Annotated in this window: 22 protein-coding genes; 10 read left to right on the top strand and 12 right to left on the bottom strand. The window is 64.0% G+C overall.

Annotated features, from left to right (window positions below):
• The first annotated feature begins 111 nt into the window (after positions 1–111).
• The gene (locus AC5ZG5_RS29455; RefSeq protein WP_456644901.1) at positions 112–927 is read left to right on the top strand and encodes a DUF2147 domain-containing protein; all 816 of its coding nucleotides are present in this window, start codon (positions 112–114) and stop codon (positions 925–927) included.
• 116 nt (positions 928–1,043) lie between these two features.
• Here the strand turns inward: AC5ZG5_RS29455 and AC5ZG5_RS29450 are convergent, their stop codons facing one another.
• Together AC5ZG5_RS29450 and AC5ZG5_RS29445 are read right to left on the bottom strand one after the other, a co-directional pair.
• The gene (locus tag AC5ZG5_RS29450; protein WP_028166457.1) at positions 1,044–1,448 is read right to left on the bottom strand and encodes a (R)-mandelonitrile lyase; all 405 of its coding nucleotides are present in this window, start codon (positions 1,446–1,448) and stop codon (positions 1,044–1,046) included.
• A gap of 23 nt (positions 1,449–1,471) precedes the next feature.
• Positions 1,472–2,170, bottom strand: a complete 699-nt coding sequence (locus AC5ZG5_RS29445) for a ribonuclease activity regulator RraA (protein ID WP_028166458.1) — start codon at positions 2,168–2,170, stop codon at positions 1,472–1,474.
• A gap of 210 nt (positions 2,171–2,380) precedes the next feature.
• Between AC5ZG5_RS29445 and pxpB the strand changes: the two genes are divergently transcribed.
• From pxpB to AC5ZG5_RS29430, 3 genes are read left to right on the top strand one after another with little or no spacing between them, the layout of a single operon-like run.
• A complete protein-coding gene (gene pxpB / locus AC5ZG5_RS29440; RefSeq protein WP_456644927.1) occupies positions 2,381–3,112 on the top strand; it encodes a 5-oxoprolinase subunit PxpB in 732 nt (243 codons plus the stop codon).
• Complete coding sequence (locus tag AC5ZG5_RS29435) at positions 3,109–4,152, top strand: 5-oxoprolinase subunit C family protein (RefSeq protein WP_456644900.1); 1,044 nt, start codon at positions 3,109–3,111, stop codon at positions 4,150–4,152. Before pxpB ends, AC5ZG5_RS29435 begins: the two co-directional genes overlap by 4 nt.
• A gap of 35 nt (positions 4,153–4,187) precedes the next feature.
• A complete protein-coding gene (locus AC5ZG5_RS29430) occupies positions 4,188–4,961 on the top strand; it encodes a LamB/YcsF family protein (RefSeq protein WP_456644899.1) in 774 nt (257 codons plus the stop codon).
• A gap of 140 nt (positions 4,962–5,101) precedes the next feature.
• On the opposite strand, the gene AC5ZG5_RS29425 is transcribed toward AC5ZG5_RS29430, so the two are convergent.
• The 5 genes from AC5ZG5_RS29425 to AC5ZG5_RS29405 all read right to left on the bottom strand — a co-directional run bounded on the left by AC5ZG5_RS29425 (position 5,102) and on the right by AC5ZG5_RS29405 (position 10,900).
• Positions 5,102–5,254 (bottom strand): hypothetical protein, encoded by a 153-nt coding sequence (locus tag AC5ZG5_RS29425; RefSeq protein ID WP_456644898.1) that lies wholly within the window; start codon positions 5,252–5,254, stop codon positions 5,102–5,104.
• A 176-nt stretch (positions 5,255–5,430) separates the two neighbouring features.
• Positions 5,431–7,026 carry a sulfite reductase subunit alpha gene (locus AC5ZG5_RS29420; RefSeq protein WP_456644897.1) on the bottom strand — a complete coding sequence of 532 codons (1,596 nt, stop codon included), beginning with the start codon at positions 7,024–7,026 and terminating at the stop codon, positions 5,431–5,433.
• A complete protein-coding gene (locus tag AC5ZG5_RS29415) occupies positions 7,023–8,801 on the bottom strand; it encodes a NirA family protein (protein ID WP_456644896.1) in 1,779 nt (592 codons plus the stop codon). The genes AC5ZG5_RS29420 and AC5ZG5_RS29415 overlap by 4 nt, the downstream gene beginning before the upstream one ends.
• Before the next feature lie 345 nt (positions 8,802–9,146).
• Complete coding sequence (locus tag AC5ZG5_RS29410) at positions 9,147–10,313, bottom strand: CmpA/NrtA family ABC transporter substrate-binding protein (protein WP_456644895.1); 1,167 nt, start codon at positions 10,311–10,313, stop codon at positions 9,147–9,149.
• Positions 10,310–10,900: an ANTAR domain-containing response regulator gene (locus AC5ZG5_RS29405; protein ID WP_027578578.1), complete on the bottom strand. Its 591-nt coding sequence runs from the start codon at positions 10,898–10,900 to the stop codon at positions 10,310–10,312. The genes AC5ZG5_RS29410 and AC5ZG5_RS29405 overlap by 4 nt, the downstream gene beginning before the upstream one ends.
• Positions 10,901–11,096: 196 nt before the next feature.
• On the opposite strand from AC5ZG5_RS29405, the gene rimO reads away from it, so the two are divergent.
• From rimO to AC5ZG5_RS29390, 3 genes are all read left to right on the top strand, one after another.
• Complete coding sequence (gene rimO, locus AC5ZG5_RS29400; protein ID WP_456644894.1) at positions 11,097–12,416, top strand: 30S ribosomal protein S12 methylthiotransferase RimO; 1,320 nt, start codon at positions 11,097–11,099, stop codon at positions 12,414–12,416.
• A gap of 276 nt (positions 12,417–12,692) precedes the next feature.
• Positions 12,693–13,334 (top strand): hypothetical protein, encoded by a 642-nt coding sequence (locus tag AC5ZG5_RS29395; RefSeq protein WP_456644893.1) that lies wholly within the window; start codon positions 12,693–12,695, stop codon positions 13,332–13,334.
• Between the two features lie 228 nt (positions 13,335–13,562).
• On the top strand, positions 13,563–14,759 hold the full coding sequence (locus AC5ZG5_RS29390) for an acetylornithine transaminase (RefSeq protein WP_456644892.1): 1,197 nt from the start codon (positions 13,563–13,565) through the stop codon (positions 14,757–14,759).
• 105 nt (positions 14,760–14,864) lie between these two features.
• Here the strand turns inward: AC5ZG5_RS29390 and AC5ZG5_RS29385 are convergent, their stop codons facing one another.
• The 3 genes from AC5ZG5_RS29385 to pcsA all read right to left on the bottom strand — a co-directional run bounded on the left by AC5ZG5_RS29385 (position 14,865) and on the right by pcsA (position 17,382).
• Positions 14,865–15,839, bottom strand: coding sequence for a quinone oxidoreductase family protein (locus AC5ZG5_RS29385; protein WP_028166468.1), 975 nt, complete (start codon positions 15,837–15,839; stop codon positions 14,865–14,867).
• Between the two features lie 80 nt (positions 15,840–15,919).
• Positions 15,920–16,645 (bottom strand): TerC family protein, encoded by a 726-nt coding sequence (locus AC5ZG5_RS29380; protein WP_456644891.1) that lies wholly within the window; start codon positions 16,643–16,645, stop codon positions 15,920–15,922.
• On the bottom strand, positions 16,642–17,382 hold the full coding sequence (pcsA, locus tag AC5ZG5_RS29375) for a phosphatidylcholine synthase (protein WP_051397005.1): 741 nt from the start codon (positions 17,380–17,382) through the stop codon (positions 16,642–16,644). The genes AC5ZG5_RS29380 and pcsA overlap by 4 nt, the downstream gene beginning before the upstream one ends.
• Before the next feature lie 134 nt (positions 17,383–17,516).
• On the opposite strand from pcsA, the gene AC5ZG5_RS29370 reads away from it, so the two are divergent.
• Positions 17,517–18,707 (top strand): UbiH/UbiF family hydroxylase, encoded by a 1,191-nt coding sequence (locus AC5ZG5_RS29370; RefSeq protein ID WP_456644890.1) that lies wholly within the window; start codon positions 17,517–17,519, stop codon positions 18,705–18,707.
• A gap of 6 nt (positions 18,708–18,713) precedes the next feature.
• Here AC5ZG5_RS29370 and AC5ZG5_RS29365 read toward each other — a convergent pair whose 3' ends face one another.
• Positions 18,714–19,667 carry an AEC family transporter gene (locus tag AC5ZG5_RS29365; protein ID WP_456644889.1) on the bottom strand — a complete coding sequence of 318 codons (954 nt, stop codon included), beginning with the start codon at positions 19,665–19,667 and terminating at the stop codon, positions 18,714–18,716.
• Between the two features lie 118 nt (positions 19,668–19,785).
• Here AC5ZG5_RS29365 and hspQ point away from each other — a divergent pair, with 118 nt between their 5' ends.
• Positions 19,786–20,118 (top strand): heat shock protein HspQ, encoded by a 333-nt coding sequence (gene hspQ / locus AC5ZG5_RS29360; protein ID WP_028166473.1) that lies wholly within the window; start codon positions 19,786–19,788, stop codon positions 20,116–20,118.
• A 109-nt stretch (positions 20,119–20,227) separates the two neighbouring features.
• On the opposite strand, the gene AC5ZG5_RS29355 is transcribed toward hspQ, so the two are convergent.
• Positions 20,228–21,058 (bottom strand): invasion associated locus B family protein, encoded by an 831-nt coding sequence (locus tag AC5ZG5_RS29355; protein ID WP_456644888.1) that lies wholly within the window; start codon positions 21,056–21,058, stop codon positions 20,228–20,230.
• Positions 21,059–21,436: 378 nt separating this feature from the next.
• On the opposite strand from AC5ZG5_RS29355, the gene AC5ZG5_RS29350 reads away from it, so the two are divergent.
• Positions 21,437–23,152, top strand: coding sequence for an extracellular solute-binding protein (locus tag AC5ZG5_RS29350; protein WP_456644926.1), 1,716 nt, complete (start codon positions 21,437–21,439; stop codon positions 23,150–23,152).
• Positions 23,153–23,195 lie beyond the last annotated feature (43 nt).

Below are 23,195 nucleotides of genomic sequence, written 5' to 3'. Positions count from 1 at the left end.
GTGGTACACGACTTACGTTTTGATTACGTATTGAAAGTGATCTAGGTCACGTTGCATCAAGTTACTGATGTGTAGCTTCACTGACCGGGGATTCCTGTTCTGGAGGTCATCATGAAGAAGCTTCTGGCTATTGCTGCGCTTTTGCTTGCCAGCACCGCAGCGCAGGCCCAGTACACCTTCGAATATGGCGGCCGCACCATCCGCATCGATCCCGATCGCGGCACCGTCTCGATCCCCGGCGTCTACGACAATACCGGCCGCAAATCCAAGCGCGCCAAGGGTGAGGAAGGCACTCGCAAGCAGAAATCGCAGCAGCAGGAGGCGAAGACCGATTCGCAATCCGCGCCGGCTGCGGCGGCTCCCGCTCCGTCCGGACAAGCAGCAGCACCGGCGGCCGCACCGCCCGTCCCTGCTGCGCCGCCGGCGGCAGCTTCCACCGCACCCTCGACCACGACAATAGCCGTTGCGCCGAGCGGTAGCGCGACCGCGCCTCAGCCCTCACCGCCCAGCGCGCCAGCACCGCAGACCCAGCAGACCGCAGTGCCCGCTCCGGCCCCGGCTCCGACGGTCGCCACAGCCACTCAAGCGCCGGTCGCGAAGCCCGTGACACCAGCGGCGGCAGCGCAAGCCAATTCGCCGATCGGCATGTGGCTGACGGAGGAAAAGGAGGGCAAGATCCGCATCGAGCAGTGCGGCGCCAACCTCTGCGGCTATGCTGTCGACGAGACCTCGAACCAGAATGGCGAGCAGGTCCTGATCAACATGAAACCTGCCAAGGACAAATGGAGCGGCCGCATCCTCGATCCGAACACCGGCAGCACCTATGACTCGACGATCGCGCTCAAGGGCTCCGACACCCTGCGCGTGCAAGGCTGCGCCTTCGGCGGCATGTTCTGCGGCGGCCAGACCTGGACGCGGGTGAACTGATCTAGCCTTACGAATGCTGCGTAGCCCGGATGGGGGAAGTGTCCGTCTGGCACGAGCGGTCCCGAGTGACGCTGGCGCTTCACCCGGGCTACGGAACTCTCGCGTCCTTGGGAAAACTACCCGACCTTCACATTGTATTGCTCGTCGGTGACGTGCTCCATCCAGTTCGAATAGACGCCATCGAGCGCTTCCTGCATCGCGATATGGGTCATGGCATTGGTTGGCGACGCGCCATGCCAATGCTTCTCGTTCGGCGGAATCCAGACTACGTCGCCCGGCCTGATCTCCCTGATTGGACCGCCCTCGGCCTGGACCCGGCCGATGCCGGAGATCACGTAGAGCGTCTGGCCGAGCGGATGAGTGTGCCAGGCCGTGCGCGCGCCCGGCTCGAAGGAGACGCGCGACGAGTTCAGCCGCGCCGGCGCGGGCGCCATGATGACGGGATCCTGCAGCACCGTGCCGGTGAAATATTCGGCCGGCCCGCGACGGGTCGGCCGCGTGCCAGCGATATGGATTTCCATGGGCTTACCTCGCTTTTCTGAAGTTATTTCTTGCTCGCGGCGTAGCGCGCCTTGGTTTCGGCATTCATCGGATAGAGGCCCGGCAGTTGCACGCCATTGTTCACCTCATTGACGATCCAGGCTTCCATCCGTTCCTGCTCCGGTCCCTCGGCCAGCACCTGGTCGAGGAAGGCCTGCGGGATCAGCACCGCGCCATCCTGGTCGGCGACCACGACATCGTTCGGGAACACCGCCACGCCGCCGCAGCCGATTGGCTCGCCCCAGCCGACGAAGGTCAGTCCGGCGACGGATGGCGGCGCGGCAAAACCGTTGCACCACACCGGCAGTCCCGTGCCGAGCACGCCTTCGAGGTCGCGCACCACGCCGTCGGTGATCAGCGCGGTGACGCCACGCTTCACCATCCGCGCGCAGAGAATGTCGCCGAAGATTCCGGCGTCGCTGACGCCCATCGCGTCGACCACGGCGATGCAGCCTTCCGGCATTGCCTCGATCGCGGTGCGGGTCGAGATCGGTGACGACCAGGATTCCGGCGTCGCCAGATCCTCGCGCGCCGGCACGAAGCGCAGCGTGAAGGCCGACCCGACCAGCCGTTTCTGGCCCGGCTTGAGCGGCTTGGTGCCGCGCATCCAGACGTTACGCAGCCCCTTCTTGAGCAGGACCGTGGTGATGGTGGCGGTGGACACGTGCGACAGCGTCGCGATCGCTTCTGCAGTGAGGGACATCTTGAAAGATCGGCTCCGGTGGGAATGAATTGGCGCGCGCATCTTGCGAGCCGCGGCCTTCGCGTCAAGGGCGAGAATGCGATCATCGATTACGCTATCTTATCGCCGGCCCTCGGTTTAATTTATTGAAGTTGCTTGGTGATTTTTCGCTAGCCGAATTCCACTGCGCAGCAAAACACGCTAGCTTGATGCTCGATGAGCAATGATGCCATGGCCGCGCGCGAAGCCCCACCCCGTCTTCTCCCGAGTGGCGACAGCGCCATCACGGTGGAATTCAGCCGCGATATCGATGACGCCGCCAATCGGCGGGTGCTGGCGCTCGACCGTACCCTTGCCGCGGCGCCGATCGCCGGCGTGACCGAGACCGTTCCGACCTATCGTTCGCTGCTCGTGCACTATGATCCCGTGCAGATCGACTTCGAAGCGCTCGGGGAACAACTGCTCACGCTGGCACGGCGCCCCGATCCGGCCGCCGCAAGAACCCGGCGTTGGCGCATCCCGGTGGCCTATGGCGGCGAACATGGCATCGACCTCGAGGACGTCGCCAAGACCCTCGACACCACGCCTGACGAGATCGTCAGGCGCCATGTCGGCGGCGACTACCGCGTCGCCATGATCGGCTTCACTCCCGGCTGGTCCTATCTCAGCGGCCTGGACAAGTTCCTGCACATGCCGCGTCGCCAGAATCCGCGTGTGCTGACGCCGGCCGGCACGATTTCGATCGGCGGCGTGCAGACCGGAATCCAGTGCATCGCCGGACCCAGCGGCTGGCACCTGCTCGGCCGCACCGCCGTCCGCACCTATCAGCTTCACCGCGATCCGATCTTCCTGCTCGAGCCGGGCGACACCGTCAGCTTCACGGCGGTCGATGCCAAGACCTTCGCCGAGCAGGACCGCGCCGCGGAAGCCGGCGAGTTCGTCGCCGAACTGGTCGCCGCATGAGCAAGCTCATCGTCTCCTCGATCGGTCCGGCGAGTTCCGTGCAGGATGGCGGCCGTCCCGGCTCGCAGCGCTATGGGCTGACGCCGAGCGGTGCAATGGATCGCCTCGCCCTCGCCGCCGCGAATACGCTGGTCGGCAATGAGCCCTTCGCTGCTGCAGTGGAGATCGGACCGTTCGGTGCGAGCTTCACCGCACGTTGCGGCGCGGTACGTATTGCGCTTGCGGGCGCCTCGCGTAGCGCCGACGTCGCGGGACGAGCCGTGGCGTTCGATACCTCGGCGACCCTCGCCGAAGGCGAGACGCTGATGCTCGGTTTTGCCAAGCGCGGCGCGTTCAGCTACCTCGCGATCGAGGGCGGAATTACGGGAGAGCCGATGTTCGGCAGCCTCGCCGTGAACGCGCGCGCAGGCCTCGGCAGCCCCTATCCGCGCCCGCTCCAGAGCGGCGACGAGCTCCAGGTGCAAACTGCCAGCGGTGCGGCCGAGCGGCGGATCGCGTTGCCCGAACGGCCGGACGCACCGATCCGCATCCTGTTCGGTCCGCAGGACGACGAATTCTCCGAGGACAACAAAAAGCTGTTCCTCGACAGCGAATGGAAGATTTCCGCGACCAGCGACCGCATGGGCTACCGGCTCGAAGGTCCGGTGATCAAGCATCTGCACGGCCACAACATCGTCTCCGATGGCACCGTGAACGGCAGCATCCAGGTGCCCGGCAACGGCCAGCCGATCGTGCTGATGCCGGACCGCGGCACCAGCGGCGGCTATCCCAAGATCGCCACCGTCATCTCCGCGGATTTAGGTCGCTTCGCCCAGATTTCCGCCGGACACGCGTTCCGCTTCAAGACAGTCACTATGGCCGAGGCGCAGGCCGAAGCTCGAAAATTCGCCGAATTGCTCGCTACCCTGCCGGATCGGCTGCGCCCGCTCGAAGGCCTTGATCTCAACCTCGAAGCACTGAGCGCGGCCAACGTCGCGGGCCACGCCGTCAACGCGGTCGATGCCGCGACATGGCAGGTCGCGGAATCAGCGACTAGCTAACCAAAAGCCAACCGACGCAAAGCGGGACCAGCACCATGACTGCTACCATCGACCTCAACTGCGATCTCGGCGAAAGCTTCGGCCCATGGGAGATGGGTAACGACGCCGCGATGATCGAGCTTGCGACCTCCGTCAACATCGCATGTGGCTACCATGCCGGCGACGCCGACATCATGCGCCGCACCGTGGATCTGGCGAAGGCGCGCGGGGTGAGCATCGGCGCGCATCCCGGCTACCGCGACCTGCACGGCTTCGGCCGCCGTCCGGTTCCCGGCCTCAAGTCATCGGAGATCGAGAACCTCGTCGCCTACCAGATCGGCGCGCTGCAGGCGATCGCGACCGCGGCCGGCCACAAGGTGACCCATGTGAAGGCACATGGCGCGCTCTCCAACGTCGCCTGCGAGGACGACATGACGGCGAAGGCGATCGCGAGCGCGATCAAGGCGGTCGATCCGAGCCTGATCTTCGTCGTGCTCGCCAACTCGAAACTGGTGCGCGCCGGCGAGGAAGCCAACCTCCGCATGGCGCATGAAGTGTTCGCCGATCGCGCCTATGAGGACGACGGCAATCTGGTCTCACGCAAGAAGCCAGGCGCGGTGCTGCACGATCCCAAGGCGATCGCCGATCGCGTGGTGCGGATGGTTCAGGACGGCGCGGTGGTCTCGGCGTCAGGCAAGGTCATCAAGATGCGCACCGATACCGTGTGCATCCACGGCGACACGCCCGGGGCGGTCGAAATCGCGCGCGGCGTGCGGCAGGCCTTGAAGGATGCGGGGATCGCGGTCGCGCCGTTCAAGACGGCACATTGACAATCCGCTGAAGTGGCGGCGCGTCCGCCTGCGTCGTTGCAAGCGAAGCAATCCATCTCACCACTTGCAGAGGCATGGATTGCTTCGTCGCTATCGCTCCTCGCAATGACGGCCGGAGACGACCGAGCCAAGCAATGTTCTCAGAACGGATGGACCGACAGCGTGCCGAACACGATCGCTGCGATCACGGCGAAAGCGCTGTAGAGCGCAACCGTGTGAAACCCCGTCCCCGATTTCCGCGACAGGCTGCGCGCGTAAAGATCCAGGCGGGCTTCCGCCGATAGCTCGCGCATCGTCGATCTCCAATGCAACATTTGCCGCATATGGAATAGCGTTCGCGCTCGAACGCAAGACGAGCCGAAAAATAGCGATGCCGGCACTTCCAGCCAGTTCCCCGGAAGGGAAAACTTCTCCGCGTGGCAGGCGGAGAAGAATATTATTCGTTCGGATTTGAGCTCGGATTTACCGCTCAGTAAACGTCGAGCTGGAACCTGCTCTTCTTCTTGAGGTCGGCAACGAAGGCGATCGCCTCGTCCACCGAGCGGGCGCCGAACTGGGCGACGATATCGACCAGCGCGCGTTCGACATCCTTGGCCATGCGCTTGGCGTCGCCGCAGACATAGACATGTGCGCCTTCGGCAAGCCAAGTCCACAGCTCGCGGCCGACCTCGCGCATGCGGTCCTGCACGTAAAACTTCTTCTCGCCATCGCGCGACCAGGCGAGCGACAACCGCGTGAGCAGGCCCGCCGTCTTCATCGCGTTGAGTTCATCGGCATAGAAAAAATCGCAATCGCTGCGCTGATGGCCGAAGAACAGCCAGTTCTTCCCCTGCGCGCCGGTGGCGCGGCGGTCGAGCAGGAAGGCGCGGAACGGCGCGATACCGGTGCCCGGCCCGATCATGATGATCGGCGTCTTCGGATCCTGCGGCAGCGCAAAGCCGTGCGCCTTCTGAACGTAGACATTCAGCTCGTCACCGGGATTGATGCGTTCGGCCAGGAACGTCGAGGCCAGCCCAAGCCGCTTGCGCTTGTTGATGATGTAACGCACGCAGTCGACCGTTAGCGACAATTTTCCGGGCGTTGCATTGTGCGATGAGGAGATCGAATAGAGGCGCGGCTGCAGCGGCTCCAGCGCCTCGACGAAAGCTTCCGGGTGTGGCCGCACCTTCGGGAACTTCTGCAGCACCGCCATCACGTCGAGCGTCGCCGCATCTCCGTCAGGATCCTCGCCTTGCGCCAGCGCTCGCGCCTTCTCGCGCTGCGCGCCACCGGTCAGATAGGTGATCAGTTCGAACAGCGAGTCCGGCGCAGGGGACAGCGAGACGTCGTTGAGCAGCACGTCGCGCAATGTCTTGCCGCGGACTTCGGTGACATGCGATGCGCCAAGCAATGCGATGATCTGGTCGACCAGGCCGAGATCGTTCCTGGCGAAAATGCCGAAGGAATCGCCCACCACGTAGTCGAGCCCGCTCTCGGCGAGATCGAACTCGATATGCCAGGTCTCCTTCTCGGAGCCGGGCTTGTTGAGCAGTCGCCGTGAGACGAACTTTGCCGGCACTGGATTGTCCCGCGAGCGTCCGGGCTCGCCGGCAGGCGTTGCGGCGGCAGCCGCTGCTTCGGACGGTGCAGCAGGCGCCTTGTCGAGCTCTTCATAGAGAGCCTTCAGCATCCGCGCGGTGTCCTTGCCGCCGGGGACGCAGAGGTTGAGCCGCGCTTCGCTCTTGCCGGCGATGGCCTCGGAATAGTCGTGGCAGTTGTAGCCGCACTGCCCGCAATCCTGCTGCGCCATCGCCGCCATCATGCGGCGCCGCAGCGGCCGTCCCTCGGCGAGCTTCATGCGCTCGGCGATCGGCATGGTCTGATCATGCCACGGCGCTTCGCCGTCATCGCCGTCGCCGATTGCGCCTTGCATGACGGCCACGCCCTGCTCTGCCGACAATGGCGTCGCGACGTCCGGCGACAAAAGTCCGGCAAAGAAGCCGTTGAGCCAGGAGCGCTGCGCTTCAGAAAACGGCGCGCTGGCGGGAATGATGTCCAGTTTCGGTGGAGGCGTAATCTGGTTCATGCGGATGCCTCGGCGAGTTTGCGCAGCGTCTCGCCATCATGGCGGCGCGCGAAGGAAAGGAAGGGTTCGTCAGCAGATGAACGATGCGCGAGATAGGCCTTCAGCAGCTTCTCGATCGTCTTCGGCGCGTCTTCGGCCTTGAGGTCGTGATAGACCTCCTGCCCGACATCGGCATCGGGGCCGAAGCCGCCGCCGGTGAAGAGATGATAACCCTCGACCGGATCGGCGTCCTCGCCGACATCCACTTTCGCCGCGATCAGGCCGATGTCGCTGATGTAGTGCTGGGCGCAGGAATGATGGCAGCCGGTGACATGGATGTTGACCGGCTTGTCCATGGCAACACGGGGCTCGCACCAGTCGCCGATCTCTGCGGCGTGGCGCTTGGTATTCGAGGCGGCAAAGCGGCAGCCGGCATTGCCGGTGCAGGCAATCAGCCCGGCGCGGACATGCGAGGCCTCGACCGCGAGTCCGATCGTCTTGATCGCGGCGATCGCGAGTTCAAGCTCCTGGTCGCGCACGCCTGATATCAAAAGGTTCTGCCAGACGGTCAGACGAATCTCGCCATCGCCGAGATCGCGCGCGATCTTGGCCAGCCCACGCATCTGCTCGCAGGTGACCTTGCCGAGCGGCAGCGATACGCCGATCCAGTTCAATCCCTCCTGCTTCTGCTTGTGCACACCGATATGCGCCATGCGGTCCGTCAAAGGCCGCGGCGCCAGCGCCTCAGCCGGCACGCGGGTGAAGGGTTGCTTCAGTCGTTCCTCGACCAGCTTGAGGAATTGATCGTGGCCGATCCCGTCCAGGACATATTTCAGCCGCGCCTTGTTGCGGTTGGTGCGGTCGCCGAGATCGATGAAGACGCGGACGATGGCGTCCGCCACCTTCGTCGCCTCCTCCGGCTTGACGATGATGTCGGAGTATTTTGCAAAATCCTTGTGCCCGGTGATGCCGCCGAGGCCGAGCCGGAACCAGACCCCTCGCTCCACGCCGAACCCGTCCTTCACCTCCACCGCCGTGAAGGCGATGTCGTTGGTCTCCTCCAGCACTGCGATCCGGCCGCCGCCATCGAAGGCGACGTTGAACTTGCGCGGCAGGCCGTAGAGCGAGCGCTCGTTGAGGATGTGATAGTGCCACTCGCGCGCGTAAGCGCGGGTATCTAAGAGCTCCTGCGGATCGATGCCGGCGGTCGGTGTGCCCGTGACGTTGCGGATATTGTCCGCGCCGGAGCCGCGCGAGCAAAGGCCGAGATCCTGTATGCCCTCGATCAGTTTCACCGCGTTCTTCGGCGGGATTTCGCGCACCTGCAAATTCGCGCGCGTGGTGACGTGGGAGTACGGGCCGCAGAGCTCTTCGGCGAGATCGGCCAGGCCCGCGAACTGCCAGTGCTTCAGGATGCCGTTCGGAATGCGCAGGCGGCACATGTAGGAATCCTGCGCCGGCGCGACGTAGAACAGGCCGAAATAGCGCCAGCGGAAATTATCGGCAGGCGACGGCGGCGCGTTGTCGAGCGCCTGTTGCTTCAGGCGCGGGTAGGCATCGAAGGGATGCTCGTCGCGTTTGAATTTTTCCTGGTCGACGAGCTTCTTGCCTGAGGCGATGACCTTGTCCTGCGCCTTGATATGCGCGGCATCCGGGCCGGTCGGCTCGGCACTGGCTTTGGCGGCGCCCCCGCCAAGCCCGCGGCCGACCCGGCTGATCTGCAGGCCGGTGGTAAAGCCTTCGAGATAGCGCTTCTGCTCGTCGGTGAAGTCGACTGCAACAGGCTCGATTTTCATGGTCTGCGACGAAGCTCCTGCGGCCACGGCGAGTGGCATCAACGGTGGAAAGCGACCGCTCGGAACCAGCTTGGCACTGCCTTGCTTGATTCCTGGGAACGGTCCGATCAGCTTCGTTGCTGCGGAAATCCATCTTGGACGTGAGCCAGCAGGCATCTGCGACAGGCTGGCCGCACTGCAACATTCAAGTTGCGTGCCAGACGCCGTCGAAGAAAATATCTCGTTATTTCACTGGATTAGCCGAACAGGCCGGGAGCCCGGAGGCTAGCCGCGTTGCGAATTTTCGAGCAGCCCGCTCAAAATTTAGCCGAGCTGCGGCTACTGCCTACGATCGCAGCACAGGCCTTACGGCTTCCAGTAACCGATCTTGAACGCGGCCAGATGCCCCCGGATATCGTTGGGATCGAAGGGTGGCCCGGCGAAAGCGCCGATCGGCTCCGGCGCATCGGTGGATGCCGGACGACGTCCCACAGCCGCGTCGTAGAGGTCGGGCCGGAACACGTCCATGGCCGTCTTCAGGGCGTCCGGTTTCATGGCCGCCTGTCCCCACCGCACCATCTGCGCATAGAGCCACGCGGCCTGCGCCGGATCGGGCCGCGCTGCGCCGTGCCGGCCTACCAACAGGTAGCGACCGCTTTCGCGCTTGGCGCCGTCGGGCGATATCTTGAGCCGCCCGTCGAGGGTGCGCTGGATCACCTCGGCGTCGACGCCGATCCGCTCCGGCTGCGCCAGGATCGCAGCCGCCTCGGCACGGTTTTCCGGCTGCTCGATGAATTCAGCGGCGCGCAGATGCGCCCGCACCAGCGCTGCGACGACGTCAGGATTCTTCTCCGCCCAGTTCTGCCTGATCGCCAGTACCTTCTCGACCGCGGTGACCAGAATGTCGGAAACGAAATGCAGGATGTGGCCGATGCCGAGATCGACCGCGATCGAGTTCCAGGGCGCGCCGACGCAGAACGCATCGACATGGCCATTGGCGAGGCTGTCGACCATGTAAGGCGGCGGCAGCACCACCAGCCGCACGTCCTCGTCCGGGTCGACACCTCCAGCCGCCATCCAGAACCGCAACTGGTAATTATGGGTCGAGAACGGGAACGTCATGCCGAAGATCAGCGGCTCCGCCCCGCTCTTGCGCCGCTTCGCAACCACGCGCGAAAGCGCAAGCGCCGTCGCCATCGGGTCGAAACGGTCGCCGTCGAGTTCCTCCATGATCGCAGCATGCAGCGACGGCGAGACCGTGATCGCGTTGCCGTTGAGGCCGAGATTGAAGGGCGCCACGATCGGTACCTTGACGTGGCCAAGGCCGAGGCTTGAGGCGATCGCGACCGGTGCCAGCAGATGGGCGGCATCGAACAGGCCGATATTGAGCTTGTCGCGGACGTTCGACCACGACACCTCCCGCACCAGGGTGATGTCGAGCCCTTCGGCGGCGGCAAAACCCTTGTCGGCGGCGACGATCAGCGCGGCGGCGTCGACCAGCGGAATGAAACCGATGCGAAGCGGTGTGGTCATTTGAGCAACTCCGACGCGGTCAGGATCGACTGCGCGATCTCGCCGATCTTCTTCTTTTCGCGCATCGCCGTGGAACGCAGCAGCACATAGGCTTCGTCTTCGGTGAGGCCCTTCAATTTCATCAGGATGCCCTTGGCACGGTCGATCACCTTGCGCTCTTCCAGGGCATGCTTGGTGCGGTCCAGTTCGTCCTGCAGCCGCGCGAACGCATTGAAGCGGGACACGCAGAGGTCGAGGATCGGCTTGATACGCTGCTTATTGAACCCGTCGACGATATAGGCCGACACGCCCGCCTCGACGGAGGCTTGGATCGAGGCGGCGTCGCTCTGGTCGACGAACATGGCAATCGGCCGCCGCACCGCCCGGCTGACCTGGAACATCTGTTCCAGCACGTCGCGGCTGGGATTTTCCAGGTCGATCACGATGATGTCGGGGTCAACGGCATAGATTCGCGCCAGCAGGCTGTGCATCTCGCTGATATGCACGACGCTGGTATAACCGGCCTCGCGCAGGCCCTCCTCCAGGATCGCGGCGCGGATCGGACTTTCATCGACGATGACGATTTTCGGAGACGACTCGGCGGCCATCGCTCACTCGTGTTCTCTAAAAACTATCCATAGCACGATGGAAGCCAGCTCAAAGCCTTGTAATTATGGACAATTGGGACTAGCTCCTGCCCATCAATCAGGCAGATCTAGATATGCAGCAGGCGGCCGCGCCAAAAATGTCGTTCGTTTCGCTTGGACGTCCCTGGGACAGCGAATGTAAAGTTTCGGGGCTCTCATGAAACCAGCGCCACGCATATCCTTTACGAGTCTGGGCTGCCCCAAGGCGCTTGTGGATTCCGAGCGCATCATCACGCGGCTGCGGGCCGAGGGCTATGAGCTCGCGCGCAAGCATGACGGCGCCGATATCGTGATCGTCAACACCTGCGGTTTCCTCGACAGCGCCAAGCAGGAATCGCTCTCGGCGATCGGCGAGGCCATGGCGGAGAACGGCAAGGTGATCGTGACCGGCTGCATGGGCGCGGAACCCGAGCAGATCGAGCGCGCCTATCCCGGCGTGCTCTCGATCACCGGTCCACAGCAATATGAGAGCGTGCTCGACGCCGTGCACCGCGCGCTGCCGCCCGCGCACAACCCGCATCTCGACCTGGTCCCGCCGCAGGGCGTCAAGCTGACGCCGCGCCATTATGCGTACCTGAAGATTTCCGAGGGCTGCAACAATCGCTGCACCTTCTGCATCATTCCGAAGCTGCGCGGCGACCTGGTGTCGCGGCCTGCCAACGATGTGCTGCACGAGGCCGAGCGGCTGGTGAAAGCCGGGGTGAAGGAACTGCTGGTGATCTCGCAGGACACCTCGGCCTATGGCGTCGACCTGAAATATGCCGAGAGCCCATGGCAGGATCGCGCCGTGCGTGCCAAATTCTTCGACCTTGCAAAAGAGCTCGGCGAACTCGGCGCCTGGGTGCGGCTGCAATATGTGTATCCCTACCCGCATGTCGACGAGGTCATCGGCCTGATGACCGAGGGCAAGGTGCTGCCCTATCTCGACATCCCGTTCCAGCATGCGAGCCCGGATGTCCTGAAAGCCATGAAGCGCCCCGCCGCGCAGGACAAGACGCTGGCACGGATCAAGCAATGGCGCGAGCAGTGCCCGGAGCTTGCGCTGCGCTCGACCTTCATCGTCGGCTTTCCTGGTGAGACCGATTCAGATTTCGCCTATCTGCTCGACTGGCTTGACGAAGCCGAGATCGACCGCGTCGGCTGCTTCAAATACGAACCGGTTGCAGGTGCGACCTCCAACGCGCTCTCCGGCGCCGTGCCGGATGAGGTCAAGCAGGAGCGCTACAACGCGCTGATGGCGCGCCAGCAGAAGATCTCCGCGCGTCGGCTGAAGCGCAAGGTCGGCACGCGCCAGCAGGTCATCGTCGACGAGGTCGGCCCCACCGTCGCGCGAGGGCGCTCGAAGGCCGATGCGCCGGAGATCGACGGCGCGGTCTATCTCTCGAGCCGCCGCCCGCTCAAGGTCGGCGAGATCGTCACAGCGAAGATCGAGCGCTCGGACGAATACGACCTGCACGGCAGCGTCGTCGGATTCTGAGCGACTTCTACATCAATAGTTGCGGCCACTTCGGATGTTTTGATCCAGCGCAATGCTCGTTGGGCGCCCGCGAAACGATATTCAAAATTCAGAGAGTCATGCTGCCACCTCGGCGGCAAGGAATTGGCGTCGCCCGATAAATTCGCAGCCTGCGAAGCCGCTGTCGCGCGCCCAATCTTAGATGCGCATCTACAATTATAACAACTTCAAGATGTCACGCTCCATTCACGGACTCGGCCTATGGCTCGCGCACCTTCAAATCTTAAGGGGTGAATGATGAGCCGCATCTCGGACACACTGCGAACGCAACGTTGGGACGATTACCGCTACTACCACCAGAGCCGCATCAATCAGACGCTGCACCTGATCAGCGCTCTCATATTCCTGGTCAGCTACGGGCTGCTGTTCGCCGATCCGGCGATGGCCGGCTTGGTCGGCTGGCTCGCGATGTTGACGCGGCAGACCGGGCATTTCTTCTTCGAGCCCAACGGCTATGACGCCGTGAACAAGGTCACCAACGAATACAAGGAAGCGATCAAGGTCGGCTACAACCAGAGCCGCAAGATCGTCCTGCTGGTCGTCTGGGGCCTCGCGCCGGTCGCGCTGTTTGCCTTTCCGACGTTGTTCGGCCTGTTCTCACCGCCGGTCACCAGGCTCGATTTCATCCGCCACGTCGGTACGGTGTGGCTCGCGATCGGCATCGCCGGCGGGCTCGCTCGCATGATTCAGCTCTTCGTCATCAAGGACGTGCCGACCGGGCTGATCTGGGTCTGGAAGGTCCTGACCGATCCGTTCCACAACATCGCGCTGTACTACAAATCGCCGCTTGCCCTGCTCCGCGGCGAGCTGATCGACACCTCGATTGTCGATGCCGATTGGGGCGAGGAGGAGACCGAAGAGGCGCCGCGCGCGACTTGACATTCCCTGCCCTTGCGCTGTATGGCCCATCGCCATGAAGCTGAACCGGACCATCCGCCGCGCCACTTTCCGTCGTCGCACCCGCGACGATGATGGGTTGCGCCATGTCCGACGCCAGCGCTGACTAGCTAGTTCAGCCTAAGGTTTTCGAGAAGGCCGCACCCTCAAAAGTGCGGCCTTCTTGCGTTGCCGCCTGCCCTTTCATCCCAGCCAATCAAGGAGCCTGACATGCCCAACGCCCTGCCTCCGTTCGACGCGCTGATGGACATCACCGCGCGCCCGAACACCGTGTTTGTCCGCGGCGAAGGCTCCTATCTCTGGGACGATTCTGGCCGCCGCTATCTCGATTTCATGCAGGGCTGGGCCGTCAACTGCCTCGGCCATTCGCCGCCTGCGGTCGCGGAAGCACTGGCCGCACAGGCCAAGTGTCTGTTGACCCCGAGCCCGGCCTTCTACAATGAACCCAGCCTCAAGCTTGCCAATGCGCTTGTCGAGAAGAGCTGCTTCGACGAGGTGTTCTTCGCCAATTCCGGCGCGGAAGCCAATGAAGGCGCGATCAAGCTCGCGCGCAAATATGGGACGAAATACAAGAACGGCGCCTTCGAGATCATCACCTTCGAGGGCGGCTTTCACGGCCGCACGCTGGCGACCATGTCGGCCTCCGGCAAGAAAGCATTCGAACCACTCTTCGAGCCGAAGGTGCCTGGCTTCCGCAAAGCGCGGCTCAACGACATTGCCTCGGTGAAGGAGCTGATTTCATCGAATACGGTTGCCGTGATGCTGGAGCCGATCCAGGGCGAGGCCGGCGTCTGGCCCGCGACCGATCAATTCCTGAAAGAGCTGCGTGCGCTGACCGGCGAGCAGGGCCTGCTCCTGATCGTCGACGAGATCCAGACCGGCATGGGCCGCACCGGAAAGCTCTTTCACTACGAGCATGCCGGGATTGCACCTGACATCATGACGCTCGGCAAGGGCATCGGCGGCGGCGTGCCGCTGGCCGCCCTGCTCGCGACCGAGCATGCGGCCTGCTTCGAGCATGGCGACCAGGGCGGCACCTTTAACGGCAATCCGCTGATGTGCGCGGCGGGGCTTGCCGTGCTCGAGCAGGTCGGCAAGCCGGAATTCCTGAAGTCCGCCGCCGACGCCGGCCTGTTCCTTGAAAGCGAATTGCAGCGCCTCTCGGCCGGGCACGGCCTCGGCGAAGTGCGCGGACGCGGACTGTTGCTTGCGCTCGATCTAAAATTCCCGATCGGCGCAGCGATCGTGGCGCAAGCGTTCTCGAAAGGCCTCTTGATCAACGCGCCGCAACCCGACGCACTGCGCTTCATGCCCGCGCTCAACGTGTCTCGGACCGAGATCGGGGAGATGATCGAGGGTCTGGACGCGATCCTCACGCAAGTGGGAGCCGCGCGGCGCGTGGCGTGACCGTCTCGATCGTCATTGCGAGGAGCGAAGCGACGAAGCAATCCATTCCGTCCGCACGCATGGAGGGATGGATTGCTTCGCTTCGCTCGCAATGACGGCGGCGACTTACGGCCGCAAGATAGACGCCCCCGTGGTCGCGCGGCTCTCCAGATCGATATGCGCTCGCGCGGCATCCTTCAGCGCGTAGGCGTGGTTGATCGGTACATGCAGCTTGCCATTGATCACGGCGGCAAACAGCGTGTCGGCGCCTTCGAGCAATTCCTTTCGGGTGGCGACGTAGTCGTTGAGCTTCGGCCGGGTCGCAAACAGCGAGCCGTGATTGTTCAGTTCGGCGAGCGCAAATGGCGGCACCGGGCCGGACGCGTTGCCGAAGCTCACGAACAGGCCCCGCGGCCTCAGGCACGACAGTGAACCCGGGAAGGTGGTCTTGCCGACGCCATCATAGACGACGTCGCAGAGCTCGCCCCGGCTGATCTGCTTCACCCGCGCGACAAAATCCTCCTCATTGTAGAGGATGACGTGATCGCAGCCGTTGGCGAGCGCGAGATCGGCCTTCTCCTTTGAGCCGACGGTGCCGATGACGTGGGCGCCCATCGCGCGCGCCCATTGGCAGGCGAGCAATCCGATGCCGCCGGCCGCCGCGTGGATCAGCACGCGGTGATGCGGCTCCACCTTGAAGGTCTTGTGCAGCAGATACCAGACCGTCAACCCCTTCAGCATCAGCACGGCGCCCTGCTCATAGGTGATATGGTCGGGCAGCTTCACCACCTTGTCGGCGGGGATGACGCGCTCGGTGGCATAGCCCCCGAGGTTGAAATAATAGGCGACGCGGTCACCGGGATGGAAATTGGTCACGCCGGGTCCGACCGCCACCACTTCGCCTGCCGCCTCGTTGCCGGCGATGAAGGGAAGACCGGGCGCCTTATAGAGGCCGGTGCGGAAATAGGTATCGATGAAGTTGAGCCCGATCGCGTGCTGGCGAATCCGCACCTCGCCCGCCGCAGGTGCCGGCACCTCGACATCCTCGTAAGTGAGGACTTCCGGGCCTCCCACCTTGTGCACGCGCACGGCCTTGGTCATATCGGCTCTCCTCAACTTATTCCGTAGCCACGGAACCGAATGCCATCGGCGCCTTGTTGTCAACTCACGGGCTGGATCGGCTACTTGACCGCCTTCTTGCGGTTACGCCTCGCCAGCACGTTGAACGTCTCCACCGCGGCTGCGAATGCCATCGCAAAATAGATGTAGCCGCGCGGGATGTGGAAGTGGAAACCGTCGGCGACCAGCGCCACGCCGATCAACAGCAGGAACGCCAGCGCCAGCATCTTGGTGGTCGGATGCTCTGCGACAAAACGCGCCACTGGCCCCGACGAGACGTACATGACGATACAGGCGATCACGACGGCGGCGATCATGACCTCCAGATCCTGCGCCATGCCGATCGCGGTGATGATCGAGTCCAGCGAGAACACCATGTCGATGATGATGATCTGGACGATCACCCAGAAGAACGCGCTGCGGCCGGAAGCCGCCTCTTCGTCACCTTCCCGCGCTTCCACCTCGCCGTGGATCTCATGCGTCGCCTTTGCGATCAGGAACAGCCCGCCGCCGATCAGGATGATGTCGCGCCAGGACAGCGCGAGCCCCCTCACCGTGATCACCGGCTCCGTCAACCCGATCAGCCACACCAGGAGGCTGAGCAGCAGGATGCGGAACACGAGCGCCAGGAACAATCCGATCTGACGCGCGCGCTTTGCCTGGTGCGGCGGGTTGCGGGAGACCAGCACCGACAGGAAAATCACGTTGTCGATGCCAAGCACGATCTCCAGCGCAGTCAACGTGAGTAGCGCCGCCCACGCTTCCGGGCTGGCCAAAAGTTCGATCATGCTCTGAGTGACCTCATCAACCGGATGACGGCGTCGCTGCCGGCGACATAGGCCGCGATCACGCAGAGTGCCACGATGATCGGCGTGCCGACGTCAAAGTCACGGGCGAGCGTGTACAGCGCCAGCACCGCTCCGGCGGCCATCAGCCACAGTGTCAGCCAGCGCAGCCGCGTGACACGCAGGGGATGCAGCACGTGGAATGGCGCGAAGGTGAGCGCGATCATAATCGCCACGGCAAGGCTCGACCACGCCGGCGGCAGATGCAGCAGGAACAGGTAGAATGCCACTGCGTTCCAAAGGCCCGGAAAGCCGCGGAAATGATTGTCGGCGGACTTCATCCTGCGATCCGCGAAGTACAGCGCGCTCGAGATCACGATACCGATGCCGAGGATCGGCGCCGCCAGCGGCAGCAGCAAATGACTGGCCGTGATCGCATAGGCGGGAACAAAGACATAGGTGACGAAATCGACGACGAGGTCGAGCACCTCGCCGGACCAGTTCGGCTGCAGCCGCACCACGTCGAGCTTGCGCGCAATCGGACCGTCGATCGCATCGATGACCAGCGCCACCCCGAGCCAGCCGAACATATTGGCCCAGTGCTCGCGCACGGCCTCCATCAGCGCGAGCAGCGCGACGCCCGCCCCCATCGCTGTGAAGATATGCACGGAGAACGCCGCCATCCGCATCCGCAGCGATGCCGGAAACGTAGCTGGCTGGCTGGTCTGGTCGATTTCCATCGCCGGGCAGTGCTATCAGGAATCGCCTGTGTTTGCATATCCGCGCTTGCGGCGTTCCGCCGCGCAAATCGGTGGAAAGATTTTATCGAATTTGATGGCTTGAAAATGCCGCCAATCCCGTCAAATGTTCCGATATGAGTGATGCACCGCATGTCTATGACGCCGTGGTCGTCGGCGGTGGCCCTGCTGGGCTGACCGCCGCCATCGCGCTTGCGGATGCCGGGGCGAAGACCGCCCTGCTCGCCCGCCGCGCGCCCTACGCCGACAACCGCACCACGGCGCTGCTCGGCGCCTCCGTCGACCTGCTCGAGCGGCTGGATGTCTGGCGGCGTCTCGCCGAGAAGGCCGCGGCGCTGAAGGTGATGCGGCTGGTCGATGACACCGGGCGGCTGATCCGCGCCCCGGAAGTGAGGTTCGCGTCCGACGAGATCGATCTTGAGCAGTTCGGCTTCAATATCGACAACCGCTCGTTGGTCGCGGCGCTCGAACAACGTGCGGCCGAACTGCCTGGTCTGACCCGCATCGACGACGAAGCCAAGATCATCAATCCGGAAGACACCATGGTCACGATCCGGATCGGCCGCGGCGAGCCGCTGGCAGCGCGGCTGGTGGTCGGAGCCGACGGCCGGCAGTCGCAGTCGCGCGACGCGGCCGGCATCGAAATCAGCCGCCGCGACTTGAAGCAGTCGGCCCTCACCTTCAACATTGCCCACTCGCGCCCGCACAAGAACATCTCGACCGAATTCCACACACAGCACGGCCCCGTCGTGTTCGTGCCCCTGCCCGGCAACCGCTGCAGCGTGGTCTGGGTTTCCTCGGCCGCGGAAGCCGAGCGGCTGAAGGCGCTCTCCGATGCGGAACTGTCTGACGCCGCCGAGAAGCAGTCGCATTCGATTTTCGGCCGCGTCGAGGTCGAGCCGGGGCGTAATCTGTTTCCTCTGGCGATCGAACAGCCCAGGCAGTTTGCCAGGAACCGGGTCGCGCTGGTCGGCGAGTCCGCCCATGTGGTGCCGCCGATCGGCGCGCAGGGCCTCAACCTCGGGCTGCGGGACGCAGCCGATATCGCCAGGCTCGCCGGCGAAGCGCTCGCGCATGGCGAGGACCCCGGCTCGCCGCAGGTATTGGCGCGCTACCAGTCGGCCCGGCGCGGCGATATCATGAGCCGGACCTTCGTCATCGATCTCGCCAACCGCTCGCTGCTGAGCGATTTCCTCCCGATGCAGTCGATCCGCGCCACTGGCCTGCACCTGATCGGATCGATAGGCCCGCTGCGGCGGCTCGCCATGCGCGAGGGACTCGCGCCGTCTTGGCGGCGCGTGAGCTGAAGCTCTTTAGGGAAAGCTTAGCTTTCCCGTCTGCAGCACCCACATTACGCTGGTCAGCGTCACGACGGAGGCAAAGGTGCCGACCAGCACGGCGACGGACGCCGGCTTGACCCAGGTGTCGTTCTGCCGCGCGATCACGAATACGTTGAGCGCCGGCGGCAATGAGGCCATCAGCACCGCGGTCGCAGCCCAAGGCTGAGCGAAGGGACCGAACGCCAGCATCAAGCCGAACGCGAGCAGCGGATGGACCAGAAGCTTGACGGCGATCACTCCCGGCACGTCCCACGGAATTCGATCGAGCGGCCGCAGCGCGACGGTGACGCCGAGCACGAACAGCGCCACCGGCGCCGCCGCGTTCTGCAGGAACAAGAGCGTATTATCCAGTGCAACCGGAAAACGCAGGTGCAGGGCCGCGGCAAGTGCGCCGAAGCACGCCGCCATGATCAGCGGGTTCAGCACGATCTGGCGCGCCGTTACCCCGAGCGCGTGCAACAGCGAGGGATGCTCGCGGTCCGTCAGTTCGATCAAGAGCGGCACGATCGAGAACAGGAAGATGCTGTCACAGCAGAAGATCAGCGTGGTCGGCGCTGCAGCCTTCGGCCCCAACACCGCGAGCGCCAGACCCGGCCCCATATAGCCGATGTTGCCATAAGCGCCGGAGAGCCCCGCGAGCGTCGCCTCGCGCAGCGACAGCCGCCCCAGGAGCTTGGCGACCAGCATCGCCAGGAAGAAGGCGATCATCGTTCCGAGCGTGGTCGCCACCAGGAACGGCGGATTGTTGAGTTCCGAGAACGGCGTCTTCGACATGATGCCGAATAGAAGCGCCGGCAGCGAGACGTAGAGTAGGAAGAAATTCATCCAGGCAAGCCCCGACTCGGGCAGACCCTTGGCCTTGCCGCAGGCGAAACCGATGAAGATCAGCCCGAAGTAAGGCAGCGCAAGATTGAGGATATCGACCACGGAAGGCGTCTTTTTGGGGATTTTCCAAAGGAAATGCCGGAAAATTCGGCAGGAGGCGAAAGGTTAATTCGCGCGCTTGCCCCTAGCATCCGCCGTCATCATGGTCTATCGACGAGCTATGATAAAAGCGCGTACCGCTAAGTTCCAGATTGGGCAGATCGTCCGCCACCGGGTGTTTTCCTTCCGGGGGGTGATCTTCGACATCGATCCGGAGTTCAACAACACTGAGGAGTGGTGGCTGTCGATCCCGGAAGAGGTGCGGCCGCACAAGGATCAGCCCTTCTATCACCTGCTCGCCGAAAACGCCGAGACCGAATACGTCGCCTACGTCTCCGAACAGAACTTGCTGCCGGACAATTCCGGCGAACCGGTCCGGCACTCCCAAGTGGCCGAGATATTTATCCAAGACAAGTCCGGCGGCTACCGTCCGCGCAATCCTTCGCTGAATTAGCTCGCACGCGACACGGATGCTGCATCGCGGCGGCGCGGATCAGATCGTTCCCGTAGCAAAAAAGGCGCTCCTGCCGGAGCGCCTTTGACGTATCGGGAAGCTCCCGCTGTTACTTCGCGGGGGGCGGGCTGGAGACGCCCGTCGCCGGCGGATTGGCCTCAAGCTTCTTGCGGGCCTCTTCCGCGCGCTTCTGCAGCTCTTCCTGCAGCTTCTTCTGGTTTTCCTCGAACACCTTCGGGTCGGTCGGCGGACCATCATAGGCTTTGGCGAATTCGTTGACGAGCGGCAGCGGCAGCGTCAGCGGCGCGCCGTTGGCGTTGATCGCCTGCACCACCAGGTTCTGGCCCTTCTTCAGGCTGTTGAGCAGCTCGGGGGTTGCCTCATAGTCCGACATGCAGCCATTGGCGAAGCAGATCACATAGGGCGCCTGCTGCGGCGGGTTGTTGTCGACGATGATGCGGGTGCCGTGCACGAGCTGCATGCCGAGCGGGAGCGTGACGCGCAGGATCTTCTTCGGCTCACCCTCCGGCTCGATGATCACGGCAGCGATCACCGGCTGGCCGGACTCGATACGGCCGTCCTTGCCCGTGAAGCAGACCTGCTTGGCGTTGGCATCCTGGCCCTTGAGGCAGAACTTGGTCCAGGGCGCGTAGATGAGCTGAACCTGCTGATCCTGGGGCGGCGGCTGCTGCGGCTGGGCTTGCGCGGTCGGAGCGGCCTGGGCGGGCGGCTGACCTTGGGCCGCCGGCGCGGGCGCCTTGGGGGCAGCCTTCGGCGCCGCCTTGGGAGCAGCCTTCGGTGCCGCTGGCGCGGCGGGAGCCGCCGGCTGCTGAGCTCCGGCCTCGGGAACAAGCACGGCCGCGGACAGGGCCGTCGCTGCCAAGGCGGCGAAAATTCGCCCACGCGGCCGGGCCGACGCGGCCAAGATACGGAAATTCATTGCGGAAAACCCTTTCTCAACGGCGGCGCCCGAAACCGCTGCAGGCACCGACACCTAGCCGTTTGGGGCGGCTGTCTCCTAGTCAATTGAGGCGGATACGTGACAGGCGCTGCCGCCTTGTTCAATTGCACGCCTTCAATACAGCGGCAGACGAAAAGATCAATGCCGGCAAGCAGGTTTGCCCCAACGTCACGGCGAGTTGCAGGGTCCTGTGGTAAAGCTCGTTCCGTGAGATTTCGCGAATCAGACCGACGCGTTGCTCCGCGCGTTTCTTGGGTTGCATCTGGGCGTGGCGCCCTCGCCGCGCTGGGTTTTGCCATCGTGCTCGCGCTGGTCGGGACCAGCCCGGCGCAGGCGGCGGAAAGTTATGCGATCGCGATGCACGGCGCGCCGGCATTGCCGGCCGATTTCACCCATATGCCCTACGCCAATCCCGACGCGCGCAAGGGCGGCCGACTGACCTGGGGCATTCTCGGGACGTTCGATAGCCTCAACCCGCTGATCGTTCGTGGTCTCGCGGTGCAGCAGATCAGGGGCTTCGTCGTCGAGAGCCTGCTGGCGCGCGGCAACAACGAGCCGTTCACGCTCTACGGCCTGCTCGCCAAGACCGTCGAGACCGACGATGCGAGAAGCTACGTTACCTTCCATCTCGATCCCCACGCCCGCTTCTCTGACGGCAAGCCCGTCACGGCCGAAGACGTGCTGTTCTCCTGGGAGCTCCTGCGCGATCACGGCCGTCCCAACCACCGGCAATATTATGCGAAAGTCGCGAAAGCCGATTCCCCCGATCCGCTCACGGTGCGCTTCGATCTCACAGGCGCCAACGACCGCGAACTGCCGCTGATTCTCGGCTTGATGCCGGTGTTGCCGAAACACGCGGTCGATCCGGCGACCTTCGAGGACACAACATTGACGGGGCCGATCGGCTCCGGCCCCTATCGCGTCGGCGCGGTGAAGCCGGGCGCGAGCGTCACGCTGGTGCGCAATCCGGATTATTGGGGCCGCGACCTTCCGATCAATCGCGGCCTCTACAATTTCGACGAGATCAGGCTCGATTTCTACCGCGAGGCCAACGGCCAGTTCGAAGCCTTCAAGCGCGGGCTCTACGATTTCCGCGTCGAGGCCGAGCCGCTGCGCTGGCATGACGGCTATGATTTCCCCGCGGCCCGCAACGGCGAGGTGATCCGCGACACCATCAAGACCGGAACGCCGCAACCTTCCGAATACCTGGTGTTCAACACCCGCCGTCCGCTATTTGCAGACGTCCGCGTGCGCAAGGCGCTGACGCTCCTGTTCGATTTCGAATGGATCAACCGCAACTACTTCTTCGGCCTCTATGCCCGCAGCGGCAGCTTCTTCGCCGGCTCGGAACTGTCCGCCTATGGCCGCCCTGCCGACGAGCGCGAACGAGAATTGCTGCAGCAGGCGAACGCGCATATTGCGCCCGACATTCTCGACGGCAGTTATCACCTGCCAGTCAGTGACGGCTCAGGCCGCGATCGCACCGCGCTGCGCGGCGCACTCGCACTGCTGTCGGAGGCCGGCTACGAGCTCGAGGGCACTGTGCTGCGCAACCGCGCGACCAAGGCGCCGTTTGCATTCGAGATCCTGGTGACGACCCGCGACCAGGAGCGGATCGCGCTCGCCTACCAGCGCGACCTCAAGCGTGCCGGCATCGAGGCCCGGGTGCGCGCGGTCGATCCGGTCCAGTTCGACCAGCGCCGGCTCGGCTACGAGTTCGACATGCTCCAGAACCGCTGGGATCAATCGCTGTCGCCCGGCAACGAGCAGTCGTTCTATTGGGGCAGCCAGGCCGCCGATATCCCCGGCACCCGGAATTACATGGGCGCCAAGGATCCGGCGATCGACGCCCTGATCGCCGCGCTGCTGGAGGCGCGGGAGCAGCCCGCCTTCGTCTCGGCGGTGCGGGCGCTGGACCGCACGCTGATGTCCGGCTTCTACGCAATTCCCCTGTTTAACATCGCGGAGCAATGGATCGCGCGCTGGAATCGGATAGAACGACCAGAGAGCACTGCCCTGACCGGCTACCTGCCGGAGACCTGGTGGCAGAAGCCAGAGCCGCAACCGAAGTAGCCGCAGGCCAAGTAATGCAACCGAAGTTGATGCAACCGACGTT

This window comes from Bradyrhizobium sp. Ses1 (assembly GCF_059512365.1).
The sequence above is the reverse complement of the archived record's forward strand: the minus strand, read 5'-3'. Positions and strand labels throughout refer to the sequence as shown.

What these genes read in the sequence shown, in the direction of transcription:
- AC5ZG5_RS29455 (WP_456644901.1), top strand. Translation starts at nt 112, where the DNA reads ATGAAGAAGCTTCTGGCTATTGCTGCGCTTTTGCTTGCCAGCACCGCA.
- AC5ZG5_RS29450 (WP_028166457.1), bottom strand. Translation starts at nt 1,448, where the DNA reads ATGGAAATCCATATCGCTGGCACGCGGCCGACCCGTCGCGGGCCGGCC.
- AC5ZG5_RS29445 (WP_028166458.1), bottom strand. Translation starts at nt 2,170, where the DNA reads ATGTCCCTCACTGCAGAAGCGATCGCGACGCTGTCGCACGTGTCCACC.
- pxpB (WP_456644927.1), top strand. Translation starts at nt 2,381, where the DNA reads ATGGCCGCGCGCGAAGCCCCACCCCGTCTTCTCCCGAGTGGCGACAGC.
- AC5ZG5_RS29435 (WP_456644900.1), top strand. Translation starts at nt 3,109, where the DNA reads ATGAGCAAGCTCATCGTCTCCTCGATCGGTCCGGCGAGTTCCGTGCAG.
- AC5ZG5_RS29430 (WP_456644899.1), top strand. Translation starts at nt 4,188, where the DNA reads ATGACTGCTACCATCGACCTCAACTGCGATCTCGGCGAAAGCTTCGGC.
- AC5ZG5_RS29425 (WP_456644898.1), bottom strand. Translation starts at nt 5,254, where the DNA reads ATGCGCGAGCTATCGGCGGAAGCCCGCCTGGATCTTTACGCGCGCAGC.
- AC5ZG5_RS29420 (WP_456644897.1), bottom strand. Translation starts at nt 7,026, where the DNA reads ATGAACCAGATTACGCCTCCACCGAAACTGGACATCATTCCCGCCAGC.
- AC5ZG5_RS29415 (WP_456644896.1), bottom strand. Translation starts at nt 8,801, where the DNA reads ATGAAAATCGAGCCTGTTGCAGTCGACTTCACCGACGAGCAGAAGCGC.
- AC5ZG5_RS29410 (WP_456644895.1), bottom strand. Translation starts at nt 10,313, where the DNA reads ATGACCACACCGCTTCGCATCGGTTTCATTCCGCTGGTCGACGCCGCC.
- AC5ZG5_RS29405 (WP_027578578.1), bottom strand. Translation starts at nt 10,900, where the DNA reads ATGGCCGCCGAGTCGTCTCCGAAAATCGTCATCGTCGATGAAAGTCCG.
- rimO (WP_456644894.1), top strand. Translation starts at nt 11,097, where the DNA reads ATGAAACCAGCGCCACGCATATCCTTTACGAGTCTGGGCTGCCCCAAG.
- AC5ZG5_RS29395 (WP_456644893.1), top strand. Translation starts at nt 12,693, where the DNA reads ATGAGCCGCATCTCGGACACACTGCGAACGCAACGTTGGGACGATTAC.
- AC5ZG5_RS29390 (WP_456644892.1), top strand. Translation starts at nt 13,563, where the DNA reads ATGCCCAACGCCCTGCCTCCGTTCGACGCGCTGATGGACATCACCGCG.
- AC5ZG5_RS29385 (WP_028166468.1), bottom strand. Translation starts at nt 15,839, where the DNA reads ATGACCAAGGCCGTGCGCGTGCACAAGGTGGGAGGCCCGGAAGTCCTC.
- AC5ZG5_RS29380 (WP_456644891.1), bottom strand. Translation starts at nt 16,645, where the DNA reads ATGATCGAACTTTTGGCCAGCCCGGAAGCGTGGGCGGCGCTACTCACG.
- pcsA (WP_051397005.1), bottom strand. Translation starts at nt 17,382, where the DNA reads ATGGAAATCGACCAGACCAGCCAGCCAGCTACGTTTCCGGCATCGCTG.
- AC5ZG5_RS29370 (WP_456644890.1), top strand. Translation starts at nt 17,517, where the DNA reads ATGAGTGATGCACCGCATGTCTATGACGCCGTGGTCGTCGGCGGTGGC.
- hspQ (WP_028166473.1), top strand. Translation starts at nt 19,786, where the DNA reads ATGATAAAAGCGCGTACCGCTAAGTTCCAGATTGGGCAGATCGTCCGC.
- AC5ZG5_RS29355 (WP_456644888.1), bottom strand. Translation starts at nt 21,058, where the DNA reads ATGAATTTCCGTATCTTGGCCGCGTCGGCCCGGCCGCGTGGGCGAATT.
- AC5ZG5_RS29350 (WP_456644926.1), top strand. Translation starts at nt 21,437, where the DNA reads ATGCACGGCGCGCCGGCATTGCCGGCCGATTTCACCCATATGCCCTAC.